A 14,560-nucleotide genomic window follows, 5' to 3' on the forward strand; every position below is an offset into this window, starting at 1 on the left:
CACGCATGATGCGTATAAAAGCGACGGTTGCATATGACGGTACTCAATTTTCTGGCTACCAATCTCAACCTAAAATGCGAACGGTGCAGTCGGATATTGACAAAGCTCTTCGTAAGATGCATAAGGATGATTCGATTCATAGCGTGGCAAGTGGGAGAACGGATGCTGGGGTGCATGCATGGGGACAAGTAATTCATTTTGACACGCCCCTCAAGCTGACTGAAGCTAGTTGGCTAATGGCATTGAATGTTTTGCTGCCTAAAGATATCCGTATCCTTTCTGCCCAACCTGTAAGTGAGGATTTTCATGCTCGTTATTCCGCAAAAGGAAAAACGTATCAATATCGCTGGACGAGGAAACCCATCCAAAGTCCATTTGACCGCAATTATTCCGTTCACTTAGGGAAATGGAACCCGGATCTTAAACGGATGCAAGAAGGTGCGGTACATTTACTTGGCAAGCATGACTTCACGAGCTTTTGTTCATCCCAAACAGCAACGTCAAACAAGGTTCGGACAATTCGTATGCTTGAAATCGAAGAAAAAAGCGATGATCTCATTTTAACCATCGAAGGAGACGGCTTTTTATATAACATGGTGCGCACTATTGCAGGTGTCCTTTATGCGGTTGGTATCGGGTGGGACGAGCCACACAAAGTGGCTGAAATCCTAGAGGCCCGTGACCGCAAACGTGCCGGCAAAACCGCACCAGCACACGGTTTGTATTTGATGAGTGTTACGTATGTAGAGTAAAGCAACTTTTCCAGGTGTTTTTATGAAAACTGCTTGACTTTCTAGACGATAACCGGTAAGATAATATTTGGTATTTCAATAACCCCACAAAAAGCCCCGAAAGTTTATTTGTGTTTAGGGATAGAGAAAACGGAACAGACTGATATTCATTTAGGAGGATATGAAACTATGCGTACAACATTCATGGCTAAAGGCCACGAAGTAGAGCGGAAATGGCTCCTAGTAGACGCTGAAGGCCAAACGCTTGGACGTCTTGCTTCAGAAGTCGCTACATTGCTTCGCGGTAAACATAAACCGACATTCACACCAAACGTTGATACTGGTGACCACGTGATCATCATCAATGCTGAAAAGATTCAACTTACAGGTAACAAATTGAAAGACAAGAAATATTACCGTCACTCAGGTTACACTGGTAGCCTTAAGTCTCGTACAGCGCTTGAAATGCGCACAAACTATTCAACGAAAATGCTTGAACTAGCTATCAAGGGAATGCTTCCAAAAGGTCCACTTGGTCGTCAAACAGCTAAAAAGCTTCACGTTTTCGCTGGAGCAGAGCACACTCATGCAGCACAAAAACCTGAAGCATTTGAGCTTCGCGGGTAATTAAGAGGAGGAAACACTTTTGGCACAAGTACAATATATCGGCACTGGCCGACGTAAAAGTTCAACAGCTCGTGTACGTTTAGTTCCTGGTGAAGGTAAAATCATCATCAACAAACGTGATGCAGAAGAATACGTACCATTCGAAACACTTCGCGAAATCATTAAGCAACCACTTGTAACTACTGGTACACTTGGAAGCTACGATATTCACGTAAACGTGAACGGTGGAGGATACACAGGACAAGCAGGAGCAATCCGTCACGGAGTAGCTCGTGCATTGTTAACAGTAGATCCTGATTTCCGTCCAGCTCTAAAGGCTGCAGGTCTACTTACACGTGACCCACGTATGAAAGAACGTAAGAAGCCAGGTCTTCGCGGCGCTCGTCGTGCACCACAGTTCTCGAAGCGTTAATCATCAACTATTCACAGTCCATTCCTTTATTGGAATGGGCTGTTTTTTGTTTGGAGAAAATTTGACCCAGATAAGCGGATTGGATTTTGTCTTCAGGACAGTCGTTCATTGTTGACATGATTATCCCTGACAATCATCTAAAGGCCCTAGCAAAGACTCAATCATGGAAAACCCTCTAGTTGATGGGTAGGAGCGGTACAATTGACTGGCCAGACGAATGGGATCTCCAAAGAAGTAGCGTTCATATTGGGTTTGTCTAGTACCGAAAGAACTCATCGTCAAATCCCATGCGAGTCTGAAGATTTTCACTCGGTCTTCAGCATTTTTAGTAGCACCCTGCAAATACTGGACTAGGTCCTGCTGTATCTCGGATTGAAACGCTTTTTCGGTAGGAATGGTCACCATCCCACTAGCTCCTATTAGCTGAATGATTTCACTGAAGCGGGGATAGACTATAGGAAAGATGTTACTTGCCACCTGGAGTGGAACCATACTAGGTCGCATATACCCCCATTGGTCGAGTGTCGCATCCTGCTCGGATTTATCCAACAATGCTTTCATCGTTTCTAAACTAACGATAATTTCAGATAACTTCCCTTGGATGTGCGAATACTCGCCTACATTTATCGTTTCTACAAGGAGTTTTGCAACACTTAGCATGAATTCGGTTTTGACAACTTGACGTGTAATGACTTGATGGAGTGTGTATGGATGAAAGGAACTGGTTGCGAAGAATTGAGAAGCCACTTCTGTATTGTGATAAAAGAAAACACGCTCCCATGGGACGAGTACGTTATCGAACACGACAATCGAGTCCATCTCTTCAAATCGAGAGCTCAGTGGATAATTAAATGTGGAGTCAGTGCCTGCGAAAGATTCCCTGCAGATGAAACGCACTCCTTCAGCATCTGAAGGAAGTGTGAACGCAAAGGCTTCATCTGGGTCTGGGAGTAATTTTGGTGCACTGAATACAAGGATTTCATCCGTCAGTCCGCCTTGTGTTGCAAGCAATTTCGCACCCTTAATAACGAGGCCGTCTTTTGTAGTATCCACGATTCTTGCAGAGATGGGTTCATCTGAAGACTCGAAGTATATAGGTGCTCGATTTACTTGGGGGTTGATGAATGTATGGGTAAACGTCAAATCCTGTTCTCGTGCCCGTTCATATGCAGATTGAACGTGATGGGGGAAGCAATTTTCTTTTCCTTCTAGAAAGTATGAGGAGCTTGCAAAACTCATAAGTACCGTATTTAAGTAGTCTGGACTTCTACCCATCAGTCCACAAGTCTGACGCGCCCATTTCTCAATCATAGTCCTGCGCTTTTTTAAGTCCTCTTTTGTTGTTGGCTGTAAAAAAGAAATCCCTACTTGTTCACCAGATGTAGGAGAATCGTATGTCATCACAGACTTATTTTCACGTAATATTTGATAGTCATATAAAGAAGCTTTTGTTTTTAACAGTCCTCGAAACTCTGGACACTCGGAAATAGGTACCTTCAACGGATGGCCATCCAGCCATATTTCCGGTTTCAATTGATTGATACGACTAATGAATTCCTGCCCGTTTTTTGCTCCCATAGAACTCCTCCTACTTTCGGTGTTTAATATAGTCTATTAATTACCTATGAAATGTGATTACATAAAAAGATTTAACTTGTAAGAAGATGAATTCAAAATCGTCACGTACATTTACCTATACGTGTGAAAGATTGAAGTTGAAAGTAATTTTCTGACTTGTTAACTGGGCACCGGATTGCTTGAAAATAAGTTTTCATATGAGTTATGCTATTTTAATGCAACAGCATGAAAGTGAGGTTTCTTATTTAAAATGGACATATTCGGTTTTCATATTCCTCTAGATATTGATTTTGATAAACTAATTAAAATTGTTATCAAGCTTGTCGTCATCATTGCGGCTTTTTCTATTGCGGTTCCTTTAGGTAAAAAAATGATCAGTGCGACCATTCAAAAGATGTCCCTGACTAGAAAGACAAAACCAGGTCGCATTAAGACGCTCGATAAATTACTTTTGAATATTTTTTCTTATGTAATGATCTTCATTTTTATTGGCACCGTGCTATCCCTTTTCGGTGTTAGCATTGGCCCTCTTATTGCAGGTGCTGGTGTTGTTGGACTTGCCATAGGATTCGGTGCACAAGGGCTTGTGAGTGACGTCGTGACCGGGTTCTTCATCCTTCTGGAGCAACAGATGGAAGTGGATGATTATGTAACGGTGGCGGGCATTGACGGGGTTGTGGAAGAGATCGGTTTACGCACGACGAAAGTACGGGCGTTTGATGGGACTCTCAATTACTTACCGAACCGCATCATCGAAAATGTAGCTAACCATACACGTGGCAATATGCGAGCTCTTGTCGATGTTGGGATTAGCTATTACAACGATGTCGACCAAGCGATTGGCGTGTTGGAGCGGATTTGTGAGAACTTCCAGCGTGACGAACGTTTTAAAGACGGCCCACATGCGATTGGAGTGCAAAGCATAGATGGCACAAACGTCGTCCTTCGTGTGATTGGTCAAGTTGAAAATGGATTGCAATGGGAATGTGAGCGAGACCTTCTGAAGGCCATCAAGGTAGCATTCGATGAAGCAAATATCGAACTTCCACTGAACTATCAAGTGATTCATCAGCAAGAGCAACTAGGCGAAAGCAATGGACGCGATTGAGTGGAACGTATATGATACCCATAGCAAGGCAAGCGTACAGGAGGCGTACATGATGAAAGAAATTACAGCGAGTGAATTGGAAACATTGTTAGAAGACGGTAAGCACATTAACATGGTTGACGTTCGGGAAGTGGATGAAATTGCGACGGGTAAAGTTATTGGTGCAATCCACATTCCACTTGGTGAAATTCCAGCTCGATTAGAAGAACTCGACAAAACAAAGCCGTATACAATTATTTGTCGCTCGGGCGGAAGAAGCGGTCGTGCAGCACAGTTTTTAGAAGAAGAAGGATATGATGTAACCAATATGACGGGCGGTATGCTTAGCTGGCAAGGCCCAATCGAATAAGTAACTGATGCAGACGTCTTCCAAAGGAAGGCGTCTTTTCTATGCTTGGTCATATTAGAAACCGCTCGCGCGTATAGTGGATGAAAAAGGCGGTGTCATATGAAGCGTGTGATAATTATTGGCTTACTATTAGTTTGTTCTTTAAGCGTTGTCTGGTATGGAGTAAATGCTTCGGATCGTGCATTTTTCATGCCTGCTGAACTAGCGGGCGTCAAAGTGCTGCTGGATGCAGGGCATGGAGGAGAAGATGGTGGCGCTTCTACTAAAGAGCTCATTGAAAGTGATGTCAATCTTGCTATTACAAAAGAAGTAGAGAAGAAGTTGAAACAAAAAGGAGCTACTGTCGTAATGACGCGTACAAAACCTGGGGATGCCATTGCTGAGCATGCGCCAGATAAAGAATTCTCATCGATGCGAGAACGCAAATTCGAAGATCTTAAGATGCGCGTTAAGATTGCCGAAACTGAAGAACCAGATTTGTTTCTGAGTGTCCATGTGAATGCGATCCCACAGACGCAATGGAGAGGGGCACAGGTTTTTTACCACCCTGAAGGACATGAAGGTGGAGAAGCACTCGCAAAATCGATCCAGAGTGCGTTTAAAGACCAATTAAAGAATACGGATCGTGAAGCAATGAAGATTAAAGGTATATACTTACTGAAGAATATTCAAGTTCCTTCTGTAATCGTTGAAACAGGGTTCATTTCAAATCCTGAAGAGCATAAATTGCTGGCTGATGCTAATTATCGGAAAAAAGTTGCGGATGCGATTGTCGAGGGTGTTGTCAAACATCAGCTGATGGAACAGAAATGATAAGCGCAACGCCTTACTCGAAAGACGGACTATGATATACTTGGGGTGAATGTACTAAACTCTAAGGAGTGTTCCGTTGTGATAAATGAAGAAACAGTACGTGAATTACTTGGTGGTATGAGCGATCCTTTTTTACATAAAACTTTGGCAGAAACAGATGGGATCGTCGGCATTACCATCAAGCCTGAAAAAGCGCATGTGAGTGTGAAATTGGCAATTGCTAAAGTGAACACAGCTGAGCAAATGACCCTTCAATCGAAAGTTGTCGAGGTTCTGAAGGCTACGGGTGCTGACTCGGTTGGAATTCGATTTGAAGAATTGCCCCAAGAGACATTAGAGAAATTCCGTGGAACTGCGACAGCTGCAGAAGCCCAAGACTTACTATCTCCTATCAATGACGTGACGTTCATCTCTATTGCGTCAGGTAAAGGTGGAGTCGGGAAGTCGACAGTTTCAGTTAACTTAGCAGTTGGTCTTGCTCGTCTTGGTAAAAAAGTAGGGCTGATTGACTCAGATATTTACGGTTTTAGTGTTCCGGATATGATGGGGGTTACAGAATCACCTGTAATTCGCGGAGATCGGATTATTCCTGTTGAACGTAAAGGTGTTAAGGTCATTTCAATGGGCTTCTTTGTTGAAGATAATGCACCTGTCGTTTGGCGTGGACCGATGCTTGGTAAAGTCCTCGACCAATTTTTCAGAGACGTGGAATGGGGAGAATTGGATTATATGATACTCGACTTACCACCGGGTACTGGTGATGTTGCGCTCGATATTCATCAGATGATTCCAGCCTCTAAAGAAATCGTTGTGACAACACCACATCCAACAGCTGCGTTCGTTGCTGCTCGTGCGGGTGCAATGGCGTTGCAAACAGATCACGCGTTGCTAGGAGTTATTGAAAACATGTCTTGGTTCGAGTCCAAACAAACGGGTGAAAAGGAGTTTGTTTTCGGTTCTGGTGGCGGAAAGCGGCTTGCTGAGGAACTTCGTACAGAATTGCTTGGACAAATTCCACTAGGGCAGCCGGATTGGGATGAAGAGGACTTCGCGCCATCTGTTTACGCAGCTGACCATCCAATTGGAAAGATTTACTTAGAAATCGCTCAAAACGTTGTGGATAAAATCCAGAAATAAGTAAAAGCGGAGTGGGCTACTGTCCCCCTCCGCTTTCTTCTTTGTCATCTTCTTTTTTCTTCTTCTTATCGTCTTTTTCAACTGGCTTTACTTCTCCTGCCTGCAAAATGAGTTCTTGCCACTTTGCTTGGAGCAAGGGACTGCTAATCGTTTCTTCAATCGCTTTTTCGAATTCCTTTTTCAAAGAGCCGGAGTGCAAGATATTTTCTAACTGTTTTTGCATATCGGGGGTTCCAAAGAACTCTTCAAGCTCTTTTTGGAATGACGCATCGTTCATCAAGGCTTTCATAATTTCTTGCTGCTGATCCTTCATACTGGATGCGATTGTTTTTTGAAACTTCGGATCATCGAACGTTTCTTTCCAAAAATCTTTCCCCTCTTTTGAAAGCAACGTCGATTCGATGGCGGTAGTTACTTCGGGTTGTTCAAGGACAAGCTGTTTTCTGAATTCTTCTTCCGTCAGCAACTGCCTGATCGCTTTTTTCCCTTCCTCGGTTTGTATCGCATCAGTCATCATCTTTTTCGTTTCATCGTAAGAAGGTGTTGCGTTTTGTGCGTTGCTACATGCGGATAAGACGAATAGGACAGGGAGCAGACACATTGCTAATTTTCTCATGAATTTGAAATCCCTCCACTGGCTTTTCAATTATTGTTCACAACTTTGCGCATATTATGCAAAGACTGTTGAATGAAATAGATTTTTCGATAAATCGCTGTTACACTAGAATCAGTAATCAAAACGGAGGAACGCTGCTGTGACTATACGAAATTGGATTAAATTTTTCATACGGGCTCTACTTTTAGGTGGCGCTATTACTGGACTTGTCGGACTGATTGTTCGTTGGGATTTTTTTTACTCATACTTATCAACCGGAGAATATGTCCAGTTTTTAGGTGCTTTTTTATGGATGGTATTTCTAGGATTTACGATGAGTGTTATCGCACAAATGGGCTTCTTCGCTTATTTAACCATCCACCAGTTCGGAGTCAATTTGTTTAGAACGTTGACACTCTGGAATTGGGTACAACTACTGTTGATCGTCGTCGTTCTCTTTGACTTAGTCTTTTTCAGATTCCGTCTGACTTCGGATGATGCAGGACGGACTGTTCTCTATATGGTGTTGCTAGGGATACTTGTAGGAACTGCTGCAGTAACGGCTTGGTTCAAAGCGCAGTGGACAAAAAAACATATCCTGATTTCCGCATTGTTTTTCATGATTGTCATAACAACTCTTGAATGGTTACCAGCTTTGATGGTCCGCAATGGAGAAGTCGACACATGGGTGACGATTATGCTATTCCCGCTTGTCGCTGTGAATTCCTATCAACTCCTCGCGCTTCCCAAATACAATCGGAAATCTGACGAGGACAAACAAAAATTAGATGCAAGAAAAGCAGAGCGTAGAAAACAAAAAGCTGCAAATGCAAAATAACAAAAGACGCACACTAGCGAAAATCGCCAGATGTGCGTCTTTTGTTATTCAGGAATCTTTTTGGTTTTGACATCTGTCGCAAATAATACATCTTCCACGGATTGAAATTCACGACTGGCTAGTAATCGATTAATATCATCCAATGTTGTTTTTCCTTTGCGCTCTAGGGCGGCAGTCAATATTTCACCTTTTTTATGGGGAGGGAGTTTTCCACCTTTCCAACGCAAAGTGGAACCGAGAGCATTTATTTCATGCTTCCATAAGGACTCTTGAAGTAGTTTTGGAAAGACTTCATCGCTTGTACGGAACCAAAGAGGTTTTTTCTCGAATAGAATCGAGAATTCCTCTAGCTGCTTAGTGAAGAGGGCAGAATCTTCTTCATAGGCGGCTCCTTCTTTACCTAAAAGAGCAACTGGAATATTCTTTTTGCGAATGAGTTCAGCAGAGTCCGGGAAGCGCATTGCCCAAGCAGTATCTACAAGTAGCAAAGGATAAGGGGCTTCTAGCTCTGCAATCCAGTTTTCAAGAGCGGAGTCACCAAAAGAAATATCCAAAGTCAGTGCTGAGCCGGATGTGCCTCTAACGACAACATCGGGTTCCTCTGTCAGTTTGAACACACTTAATATCTGCGGAGTTTTGATGGAAGAGGGCCATAATACGAGAATTAGCGTACAAATGATAATGATCCAACCTAACTTTTTTAGCACAAAAAGCTCCTTTCCAACATGTTTACTGTACTTTATGATGAAGGCTTGACCGTTATGCGCACCACATGCTATTATGTAAAAGTCGTCAATAGACGAAGAGAACACGATAAAAAAACCTATTGCTATCTTTTGAAGTTGTGGTATAATTTTCGTTGTTCGATAAAAGCTAATACTATTATTCCGCAGTAGCTCAGTGGTAGAGCAATCGGCTGTTAACCGATCGGTCGTAGGTTCGAGTCCTACCTGCGGAGCCATTTTCCATGCCTATGCTTCCATAGCTCAGTAGGTAGAGTGCTTCCATGGTAAGGAAGAGGTCACCGGTTCGAATCCGGTTGGAAGCTCCAGTAATCTGTTTTGAACAGCTGGCGACTGTTTTGCGAAAAATATGGCCCCTTGGTCAAGCGGTTAAGACACCGCCCTTTCACGGCGGTAACACGGGTTCGAATCCCGTAGGGGTCACCATGTTTGTTCCAGTAATACATAGCAGATAAGCGATGTCGCCATGCACGCTTATTAACAATTAACCAATGGTGGGGTAGCGAAGTGGCTAAACGCGGCGGACTGTAAATCCGCTCCCTCCGGGTTCGGCGGTTCGAATCCGTCCCCCACCACCATTTTCCATGTATAGTCTTTTATAATAATGGTTATCTTAATTAGTAGTACTCCGGCGCAGAGATGAGCCGATTTTTTTAATTACTGGGGTATAGCCAAGCGGTAAGGCAACGGACTTTGACTCCGTCACTCGTTGGTTCGAATCCAGCTACCCCAGCCAATTTTTCAAACTTTGTTTGGAGCAATACAAAGTAATTGAAAATCCTAATTATTATATGACAACACTCTTGAAATAATTAGAAAAAATGATCTTTTAACAAGTGATTAAAACGAACCGATAATTTAAATAGAACGACCTCGTCCCTTCCTAGTTCAACGGAAAGGGCTTTTTTGTCTTATACTTATCAACATGAATACTCACAGGTTCCAGACAGTTCCTGGATGAAAGAGGTGTCACATGAAGAACCATCAGGATATGATTCATAACTTAGTTAAACGTCAACCACAATTAGAGGTCTCGCAGTTATTGAACGACATCGTATACGCTATAGATAATTCTGCGATTGTAGCGATTACGGATAGAACTGGTGAAATTATTTATGCAAATGAGTTTTTCTCCAACCTCTCACAGTACTCTCAAGATGAGCTCATAGGGGCAAATCAGCGCATCGTCAATTCAGGATTTCATCCAAAATCATTTTTCAAAGAAATGTGGAAGACAATTGGTCAAGGGAGGATTTGGCGAGGAGAAATCTACAATCGAGCTAAAGATGGTTCTCACTATTGGGTCGATACCACAATTGTTCCTTTCTTAAATGAAAAAGGAATTCCGAAACAATATATTTCGATTAGACATGACATAACTGAAAAGAAAAGCATAGAAGTAACATTACGAAAACAAGCAGAGTTGTATCGGCTGATTACTGAAAACTCAGGTGACTATATTGCTGTGGTAGATGCAAATGGAAGAATTCACTACCAATCTCCTTCGATTGAGAAACTAATCGGCGGCTCAAATCCTGATGTATTGAAGGCAATGGTAAGTGAGGATCTCGACAACCTGAAGGACGCTCTTCATCGGATAAATCATTCACAGGTGCATGAGGTGTCAGTGGAGTTCCGTTTGAAAGTAAATCAAAACTGCGTTATGCAAATGAGTGGTAGTTTGTCACGTATTACAACTGAAGGGGAATATGTTGGATTCAGCGTATTGGTCATACATGATAATACGGCCGTAAAACAACAAGAAAAACTCATTTTAGACTTAACATCTATCGATCAGCTAACAGGCCTATTAAATCGAAGATCCTTTTTGAAAGGGTTGTTTGTTGAAATCGATCGAGCGAAAAATACGGACGAATTGCTTGGATTAGTCCACCTGAACATTGACAAATTGCGTTATGCCAATGAAACGTTTGGTCATGACCGGGGTGATGAAATCCTTAGAAAAATTGCAGAGCGCCTTGCTTTGCATCTGGATGGGGCATTGTGTGGGAGAACGGCTGGAGATGAGTTTGCTTTTGTAATGAAAAGTGATAAGTCCTTGGAAGAACTTTTTGACTGGACTTGTGCTTTGCAGAAAATAATAGAAGCACCTGTTGAAGTGGCGGGGCAATTATATAATCCTTCCGTAAGCTGTGGTCTGTCTGTGTATCCTAACCATGCGACTGAAGTACCTGGTTGGATTACAACGACACAGCAAGCGATGCAGTATGTAAAAGAACAAGGAGGCTCGGGAAGCGCAATTTTTGTTCCTGATATGTATTCAAAATCGTTAGACCGGATTATCTTAGAAAACGAGCTTAGGAAAAGTGTCAAAGAGGGACACTTTCTATTAGAATATCAGCCGAAAGTTGATCTGGATAAAGAAGTGATCGTTGGATTTGAAGCGCTAGTTAGATGGCAACACCCTGATCTTGGACGAATTCCTCCCGACAAATTTATTGGGATAGCAGAAGAAACGAAAATTATCATTCCTCTTGGAGAATGGATTTTAGAAGAAGCGTTTAAAAAAGCAAAGGAACTTCAGACTGTCTGTTCATTGCCTATAACAGTAGCGGTCAATCTCTCGGCGGTCCAATTAGAGAGTCCAGATCTCATTCCCTATGTTCGCTCATTACTGGAGAAGACTGATCTTGATCCTGCATACATAGAAATGGAAGTGACAGAGAGTGCTTTTGCAGACCGTTTGGAAATGAGTTCGTCTCTTAGACGATTGCGGGACCTTGGATTTGTTGTATCCATAGATGATTTTGGTACAGGGTTTAGCTCGTTCAGTTATATAAAGGAATTCCCTGCGGAAACATTGAAGATTGACATGTCTTTTGTTCGGGATGTTGAAACGAGTGAAAATAGTCGTGCGATCATAAAAGCAATCGTTACAATGGCGGACATTGCCGGCATGAATGTCATAGCAGAAGGAATTGAGACTGCTGAGCAAGCGAGTATTGTCAGACAGCTCGGTTGCAGAGAGGGACAAGGTTATTTTTATAGCCGTCCAATTCCATCTACAGAAATCCGTGAATTACTTGAAAAATTTTCGAAAAACGGTAATGACACTGAATAAATATTCAGTATATTGCTTGGTTGAGCCATTAGAAAGAAGCGGATACAATAGAAATGTCAGATAAAGAAAACTTCAGGGGGAAATAGACATGGAGAAGAACTTGAACATTTCAATGGTAGGCGTTCCGCTTGACTATGGACAGAGCCGAAGAGGCGTAGATATGGGGCCAAGTGCAATTCGTTACGCAGGTGCAGTGTCTCGTCTTGAAGCAATAGGCCATCTCGTGACAGATACGGGAGATATTGCTGTTCCAACGGGCGAGCGAGTTGGACAGGATATAGATGGGTTGAAAAACCTTGATGAAGTTACAAATGCATGCACGGAGCTTGCTGGACGTGTGGCTGAGTTGACGAAGAATGGACAATTCCCGCTTGTTTTCGGCGGCGATCATAGCATGGCGATTGGTACACTTGCAGGACTATCGGAGAAATACAATAATTTGGGTGTCATCTGGTATGATGCGCACGCTGATATCAATACAGAAAAAACATCGCCTTCAGGTAATATCCATGGGATGCCTCTTGCGGTTAGCCTTGGAATGGGGCATGATCGACTTGTAAACATCTATAAAGAGGGTCGGAAAATTAAACCTGAAAACGTCGTTATCATAGGAGCACGTTCTGTCGATCCTGGTGAACGCGAAGTGATTAAGGAATTGGGGATTAAAGTGTTCACAATGCACGAAATCGATCGTGATGGCATGACGTCTGTCATGAATCAAGCAATCGACTACTTAAAATCTAAAAATATTGATGGACTCCATTTGTCACTGGATTTGGATGGATTGGATCCACTATATACGCCAGGTGTTGGCACGCCTGTTCCAGGTGGCATCAGCTATCGTGAGAGTCATTTAGCAATGGAGATGCTTCAAGATTCAGGATTAGTCACTTCTGCGGAGTTCGTAGAAGTCAATCCGATATTGGATGATAAAAATGCAACTGCCGACGTAGCAGTTGGATTAATCGGTTCACTATTCGGTGAAAAACTTCTTTAAGATGAAATAATTGCACGTTGTGAAACTAATAGTTAAGTGTAAGAGAGGCATACAATACATGTGTGTCTCTTATTTTTTGGGAGTATTGTAGAAAGTAAGGAAATATTTTCTGCAATTTGGTAAAATGAATTTATATTTAAATGAAACCTGTAGACCCCTTCGTCCGTATAGAAGGGACAGCCGCAGCAGAAGCGGAGGATGAGAGTCTTTGGATGAGTTGATCAATAAACGAATAAATGAAGTGCTGAAAGGGAATCAAGATTCTTTTGAAGAGATTGTACTGCTTTTCCAGAACCGCTTATATCATGTCTGTTATCGGATGCTCGGAAGTCGGGAGGAGGCACAGGATATTGCGCAGGAGGCTTTCGTTAGGGCGTATTCAAATTTGCATACGTTTGACCAAAAGCGTAAATTTTCAACGTGGATTTTTCGAATTGCGACGAACCTTTGCATTGATAGAATCCGGAAAAAGAAGCCAGATTATTCTCTGGATGCGCAAGTTCCTGGTACGGAAGGGCTCGATATGTACTCACAAATTGCAGCCGCTGAGGATCTGCCTGAAGAGGAAGTCGAACGTATGGAGACACAAGAACGTGTTCAATACGAAATTGGACGTTTGCCAGAAAAGTATCGTTCTGTTATAACGCTTAGGTATATGGAAGAACTGCCACTCCAAGAGATCGCCGACATATTAGATCTTCCGCTGGGCACCGTAAAAACACGTGTGCATCGAGGGCGGGAAGCATTACGAAAACAGATAGGTACAATGTAGGAGGGGTAAGGATGACTAACTGTCCAAATGAGGTTGTCCAATATATGCACGAATACCTGGATGGAGAAATTGCTCCTGAACAAGAACAGGTATTAAACGAACATCTCGCTACGTGCGAAGAGTGCCAAATGCTATTCGATGAATTAAGTGAAGCGGTTGCGCTCCTTGAACTCGCAGATCCGATGCAAGCACCTGTTGGATTTGCTGAGGGAGTCATGACGCGATTACCGCAAAGTACACAACAAAAAAAGAAGACAGGAGTAAATCGCTGGTTACGCAAACATCCGATGTTGTCTGCGGCAGCATTATTTCTCATTCTAATGAGTGCGGCACTCTTTTCAAGTTACAATACTAACGAACAATTTTCAGTTACGATGCAACCGAACCTCGTAATTGAAGGAGATACAGTTGTCGTCCCTGCAGGCGAAGTGATCAAGGGAGATCTCGTAGTAAAGAACGGGGACTTACGTATTGAGGGACAGGTTGATGGAAATGTAACTGTCATCAGGGGAGAGAAGTATATGGCTTCCACCGCCGTAGTGACGGGTAATATTGAAGAAATCGATGAACTATTCGACTGGCTATGGTATAAGATGAAAACTGCATTTAAAGGTCTAACCCCGGACAAAACTGAAAATCAAGATACTGAGTAAGCGACGAGCAATTATGCCGGTCGCTTTTTCAGTAGGGGCGGGAACTTGGAGAACGGTTTTCCCGTCTAAGTACAGCATGTAAAGAATGCTCTATGGTATACTTAAGTAAGTGAAAAATTGTATGC

General features: G+C 42.7%; 15 protein-coding genes and 5 tRNA genes. 17 read left to right on the forward strand and 3 right to left on the reverse strand.

Annotated elements, in window-relative coordinates:
* Window positions 1–5 precede the first annotated feature (5 nt).
* The 3 genes from truA (at window position 6) to rpsI (ending at window position 1,770) form a co-directional block, all read left to right on the forward strand.
* Complete coding sequence (gene truA, locus ACR65F_RS10985; RefSeq protein WP_440504428.1) at window positions 6–752, forward strand: tRNA pseudouridine(38-40) synthase TruA; 747 nt, start codon at window positions 6–8, stop codon at window positions 750–752.
* Between the two features lie 168 nt (window positions 753–920).
* Window positions 921–1,358 (forward strand): 50S ribosomal protein L13, encoded by a 438-nt coding sequence (rplM, locus tag ACR65F_RS10990; RefSeq protein ID WP_025783833.1) that lies wholly within the window; start codon window positions 921–923, stop codon window positions 1,356–1,358.
* 19 nt (window positions 1,359–1,377) lie between these two features.
* Window positions 1,378–1,770 carry a 30S ribosomal protein S9 gene (rpsI, locus tag ACR65F_RS10995; RefSeq protein WP_039043294.1) on the forward strand — a complete coding sequence of 131 codons (393 nt, stop codon included), beginning with the start codon at window positions 1,378–1,380 and terminating at the stop codon, window positions 1,768–1,770.
* A gap of 120 nt (window positions 1,771–1,890) precedes the next feature.
* Here the strand turns inward: rpsI and hpaB are convergent, their stop codons facing one another.
* Window positions 1,891–3,348, reverse strand: coding sequence for a 4-hydroxyphenylacetate 3-monooxygenase, oxygenase component (hpaB, locus tag ACR65F_RS11000; RefSeq protein ID WP_440504429.1), 1,458 nt, complete (start codon window positions 3,346–3,348; stop codon window positions 1,891–1,893).
* A gap of 250 nt (window positions 3,349–3,598) precedes the next feature.
* Here hpaB and ACR65F_RS11005 point away from each other — a divergent pair, with 250 nt between their 5' ends.
* The 4 genes from ACR65F_RS11005 (at window position 3,599) to ACR65F_RS11020 (ending at window position 6,755) form a co-directional block, all read left to right on the forward strand.
* The gene (locus tag ACR65F_RS11005; protein WP_440504430.1) at window positions 3,599–4,456 is read left to right on the forward strand and encodes a mechanosensitive ion channel family protein; all 858 of its coding nucleotides are present in this window, start codon (window positions 3,599–3,601) and stop codon (window positions 4,454–4,456) included.
* Between the two features lie 52 nt (window positions 4,457–4,508).
* Window positions 4,509–4,805, forward strand: coding sequence for a rhodanese-like domain-containing protein (locus tag ACR65F_RS11010; protein ID WP_440504446.1), 297 nt, complete (start codon window positions 4,509–4,511; stop codon window positions 4,803–4,805).
* A 99-nt stretch (window positions 4,806–4,904) separates the two neighbouring features.
* Window positions 4,905–5,618: an N-acetylmuramoyl-L-alanine amidase gene (locus ACR65F_RS11015; RefSeq protein WP_039043290.1), complete on the forward strand. Its 714-nt coding sequence runs from the start codon at window positions 4,905–4,907 to the stop codon at window positions 5,616–5,618.
* Between the two features lie 78 nt (window positions 5,619–5,696).
* Entirely contained in the window at window positions 5,697–6,755 is a 1,059-nt protein-coding gene (locus ACR65F_RS11020; RefSeq protein WP_039043289.1) for an iron-sulfur carrier protein/transcriptional regulator SalA, read from the forward strand.
* A 16-nt stretch (window positions 6,756–6,771) separates the two neighbouring features.
* Here the strand turns inward: ACR65F_RS11020 and gerD are convergent, their stop codons facing one another.
* On the reverse strand, window positions 6,772–7,371 hold the full coding sequence (gerD, locus tag ACR65F_RS11025) for a spore germination lipoprotein GerD (RefSeq protein WP_039043288.1): 600 nt from the start codon (window positions 7,369–7,371) through the stop codon (window positions 6,772–6,774).
* Between the two features lie 139 nt (window positions 7,372–7,510).
* Here gerD and ACR65F_RS11030 point away from each other — a divergent pair, with 139 nt between their 5' ends.
* Complete coding sequence (locus ACR65F_RS11030; RefSeq protein WP_039043287.1) at window positions 7,511–8,188, forward strand: KinB-signaling pathway activation protein; 678 nt, start codon at window positions 7,511–7,513, stop codon at window positions 8,186–8,188.
* Window positions 8,189–8,232: 44 nt separating this feature from the next.
* On the opposite strand, the gene ACR65F_RS11035 is transcribed toward ACR65F_RS11030, so the two are convergent.
* A complete protein-coding gene (locus ACR65F_RS11035) occupies window positions 8,233–8,895 on the reverse strand; it encodes a hypothetical protein (RefSeq protein ID WP_039043286.1) in 663 nt (220 codons plus the stop codon).
* A 179-nt stretch (window positions 8,896–9,074) separates the two neighbouring features.
* On the opposite strand from ACR65F_RS11035, the gene ACR65F_RS11040 reads away from it, so the two are divergent.
* The 9 genes from ACR65F_RS11040 (at window position 9,075) to ACR65F_RS11080 (ending at window position 14,435) form a co-directional block, all read left to right on the forward strand.
* Window positions 9,075–9,149 (forward strand) — tRNA-Asn (locus ACR65F_RS11040).
* Between the two features lie 14 nt (window positions 9,150–9,163).
* A tRNA-Thr gene (locus ACR65F_RS11045) sits at window positions 9,164–9,239 on the forward strand.
* A 43-nt stretch (window positions 9,240–9,282) separates the two neighbouring features.
* Window positions 9,283–9,357, forward strand: a tRNA-Glu gene (locus tag ACR65F_RS11050).
* A gap of 67 nt (window positions 9,358–9,424) precedes the next feature.
* A tRNA-Tyr gene (locus tag ACR65F_RS11055) sits at window positions 9,425–9,509 on the forward strand.
* 83 nt (window positions 9,510–9,592) lie between these two features.
* Window positions 9,593–9,667, forward strand: a tRNA-Gln gene (locus tag ACR65F_RS11060).
* Between the two features lie 237 nt (window positions 9,668–9,904).
* Window positions 9,905–12,013, forward strand: coding sequence for an EAL domain-containing protein (locus ACR65F_RS11065; protein ID WP_039043285.1), 2,109 nt, complete (start codon window positions 9,905–9,907; stop codon window positions 12,011–12,013).
* Between the two features lie 88 nt (window positions 12,014–12,101).
* A complete protein-coding gene (gene rocF / locus ACR65F_RS11070; RefSeq protein WP_039043284.1) occupies window positions 12,102–13,010 on the forward strand; it encodes an arginase in 909 nt (302 codons plus the stop codon).
* Window positions 13,011–13,218: 208 nt separating this feature from the next.
* Window positions 13,219–13,782 (forward strand): RNA polymerase sigma factor SigW, encoded by a 564-nt coding sequence (gene sigW, locus ACR65F_RS11075; protein WP_039043283.1) that lies wholly within the window; start codon window positions 13,219–13,221, stop codon window positions 13,780–13,782.
* Between the two features lie 11 nt (window positions 13,783–13,793).
* Window positions 13,794–14,435, forward strand: coding sequence for an anti-sigma factor family protein (locus ACR65F_RS11080; protein ID WP_039043282.1), 642 nt, complete (start codon window positions 13,794–13,796; stop codon window positions 14,433–14,435).
* The last annotated feature ends 125 nt before the right edge of the window (window positions 14,436–14,560 follow it).

The organism is Sporosarcina sp. SAFN-010 (assembly GCF_059415065.1).

What these genes read in the sequence shown, in the direction of transcription:
- truA (WP_440504428.1), top strand. Translation starts at nt 6, where the DNA reads ATGATGCGTATAAAAGCGACGGTTGCATATGACGGTACTCAATTTTCT.
- rplM (WP_025783833.1), top strand. Translation starts at nt 921, where the DNA reads ATGCGTACAACATTCATGGCTAAAGGCCACGAAGTAGAGCGGAAATGG.
- hpaB (WP_440504429.1), bottom strand. Translation starts at nt 3,348, where the DNA reads ATGGGAGCAAAAAACGGGCAGGAATTCATTAGTCGTATCAATCAATTG.
- ACR65F_RS11005 (WP_440504430.1), top strand. Translation starts at nt 3,599, where the DNA reads ATGGACATATTCGGTTTTCATATTCCTCTAGATATTGATTTTGATAAA.
- ACR65F_RS11010 (WP_440504446.1), top strand. Translation starts at nt 4,509, where the DNA reads ATGAAAGAAATTACAGCGAGTGAATTGGAAACATTGTTAGAAGACGGT.
- ACR65F_RS11015 (WP_039043290.1), top strand. Translation starts at nt 4,905, where the DNA reads ATGAAGCGTGTGATAATTATTGGCTTACTATTAGTTTGTTCTTTAAGC.
- gerD (WP_039043288.1), bottom strand. Translation starts at nt 7,371, where the DNA reads ATGAGAAAATTAGCAATGTGTCTGCTCCCTGTCCTATTCGTCTTATCC.
- ACR65F_RS11065 (WP_039043285.1), top strand. Translation starts at nt 9,905, where the DNA reads ATGAAGAACCATCAGGATATGATTCATAACTTAGTTAAACGTCAACCA.
- rocF (WP_039043284.1), top strand. Translation starts at nt 12,102, where the DNA reads ATGGAGAAGAACTTGAACATTTCAATGGTAGGCGTTCCGCTTGACTAT.
- ACR65F_RS11080 (WP_039043282.1), top strand. Translation starts at nt 13,794, where the DNA reads ATGACTAACTGTCCAAATGAGGTTGTCCAATATATGCACGAATACCTG.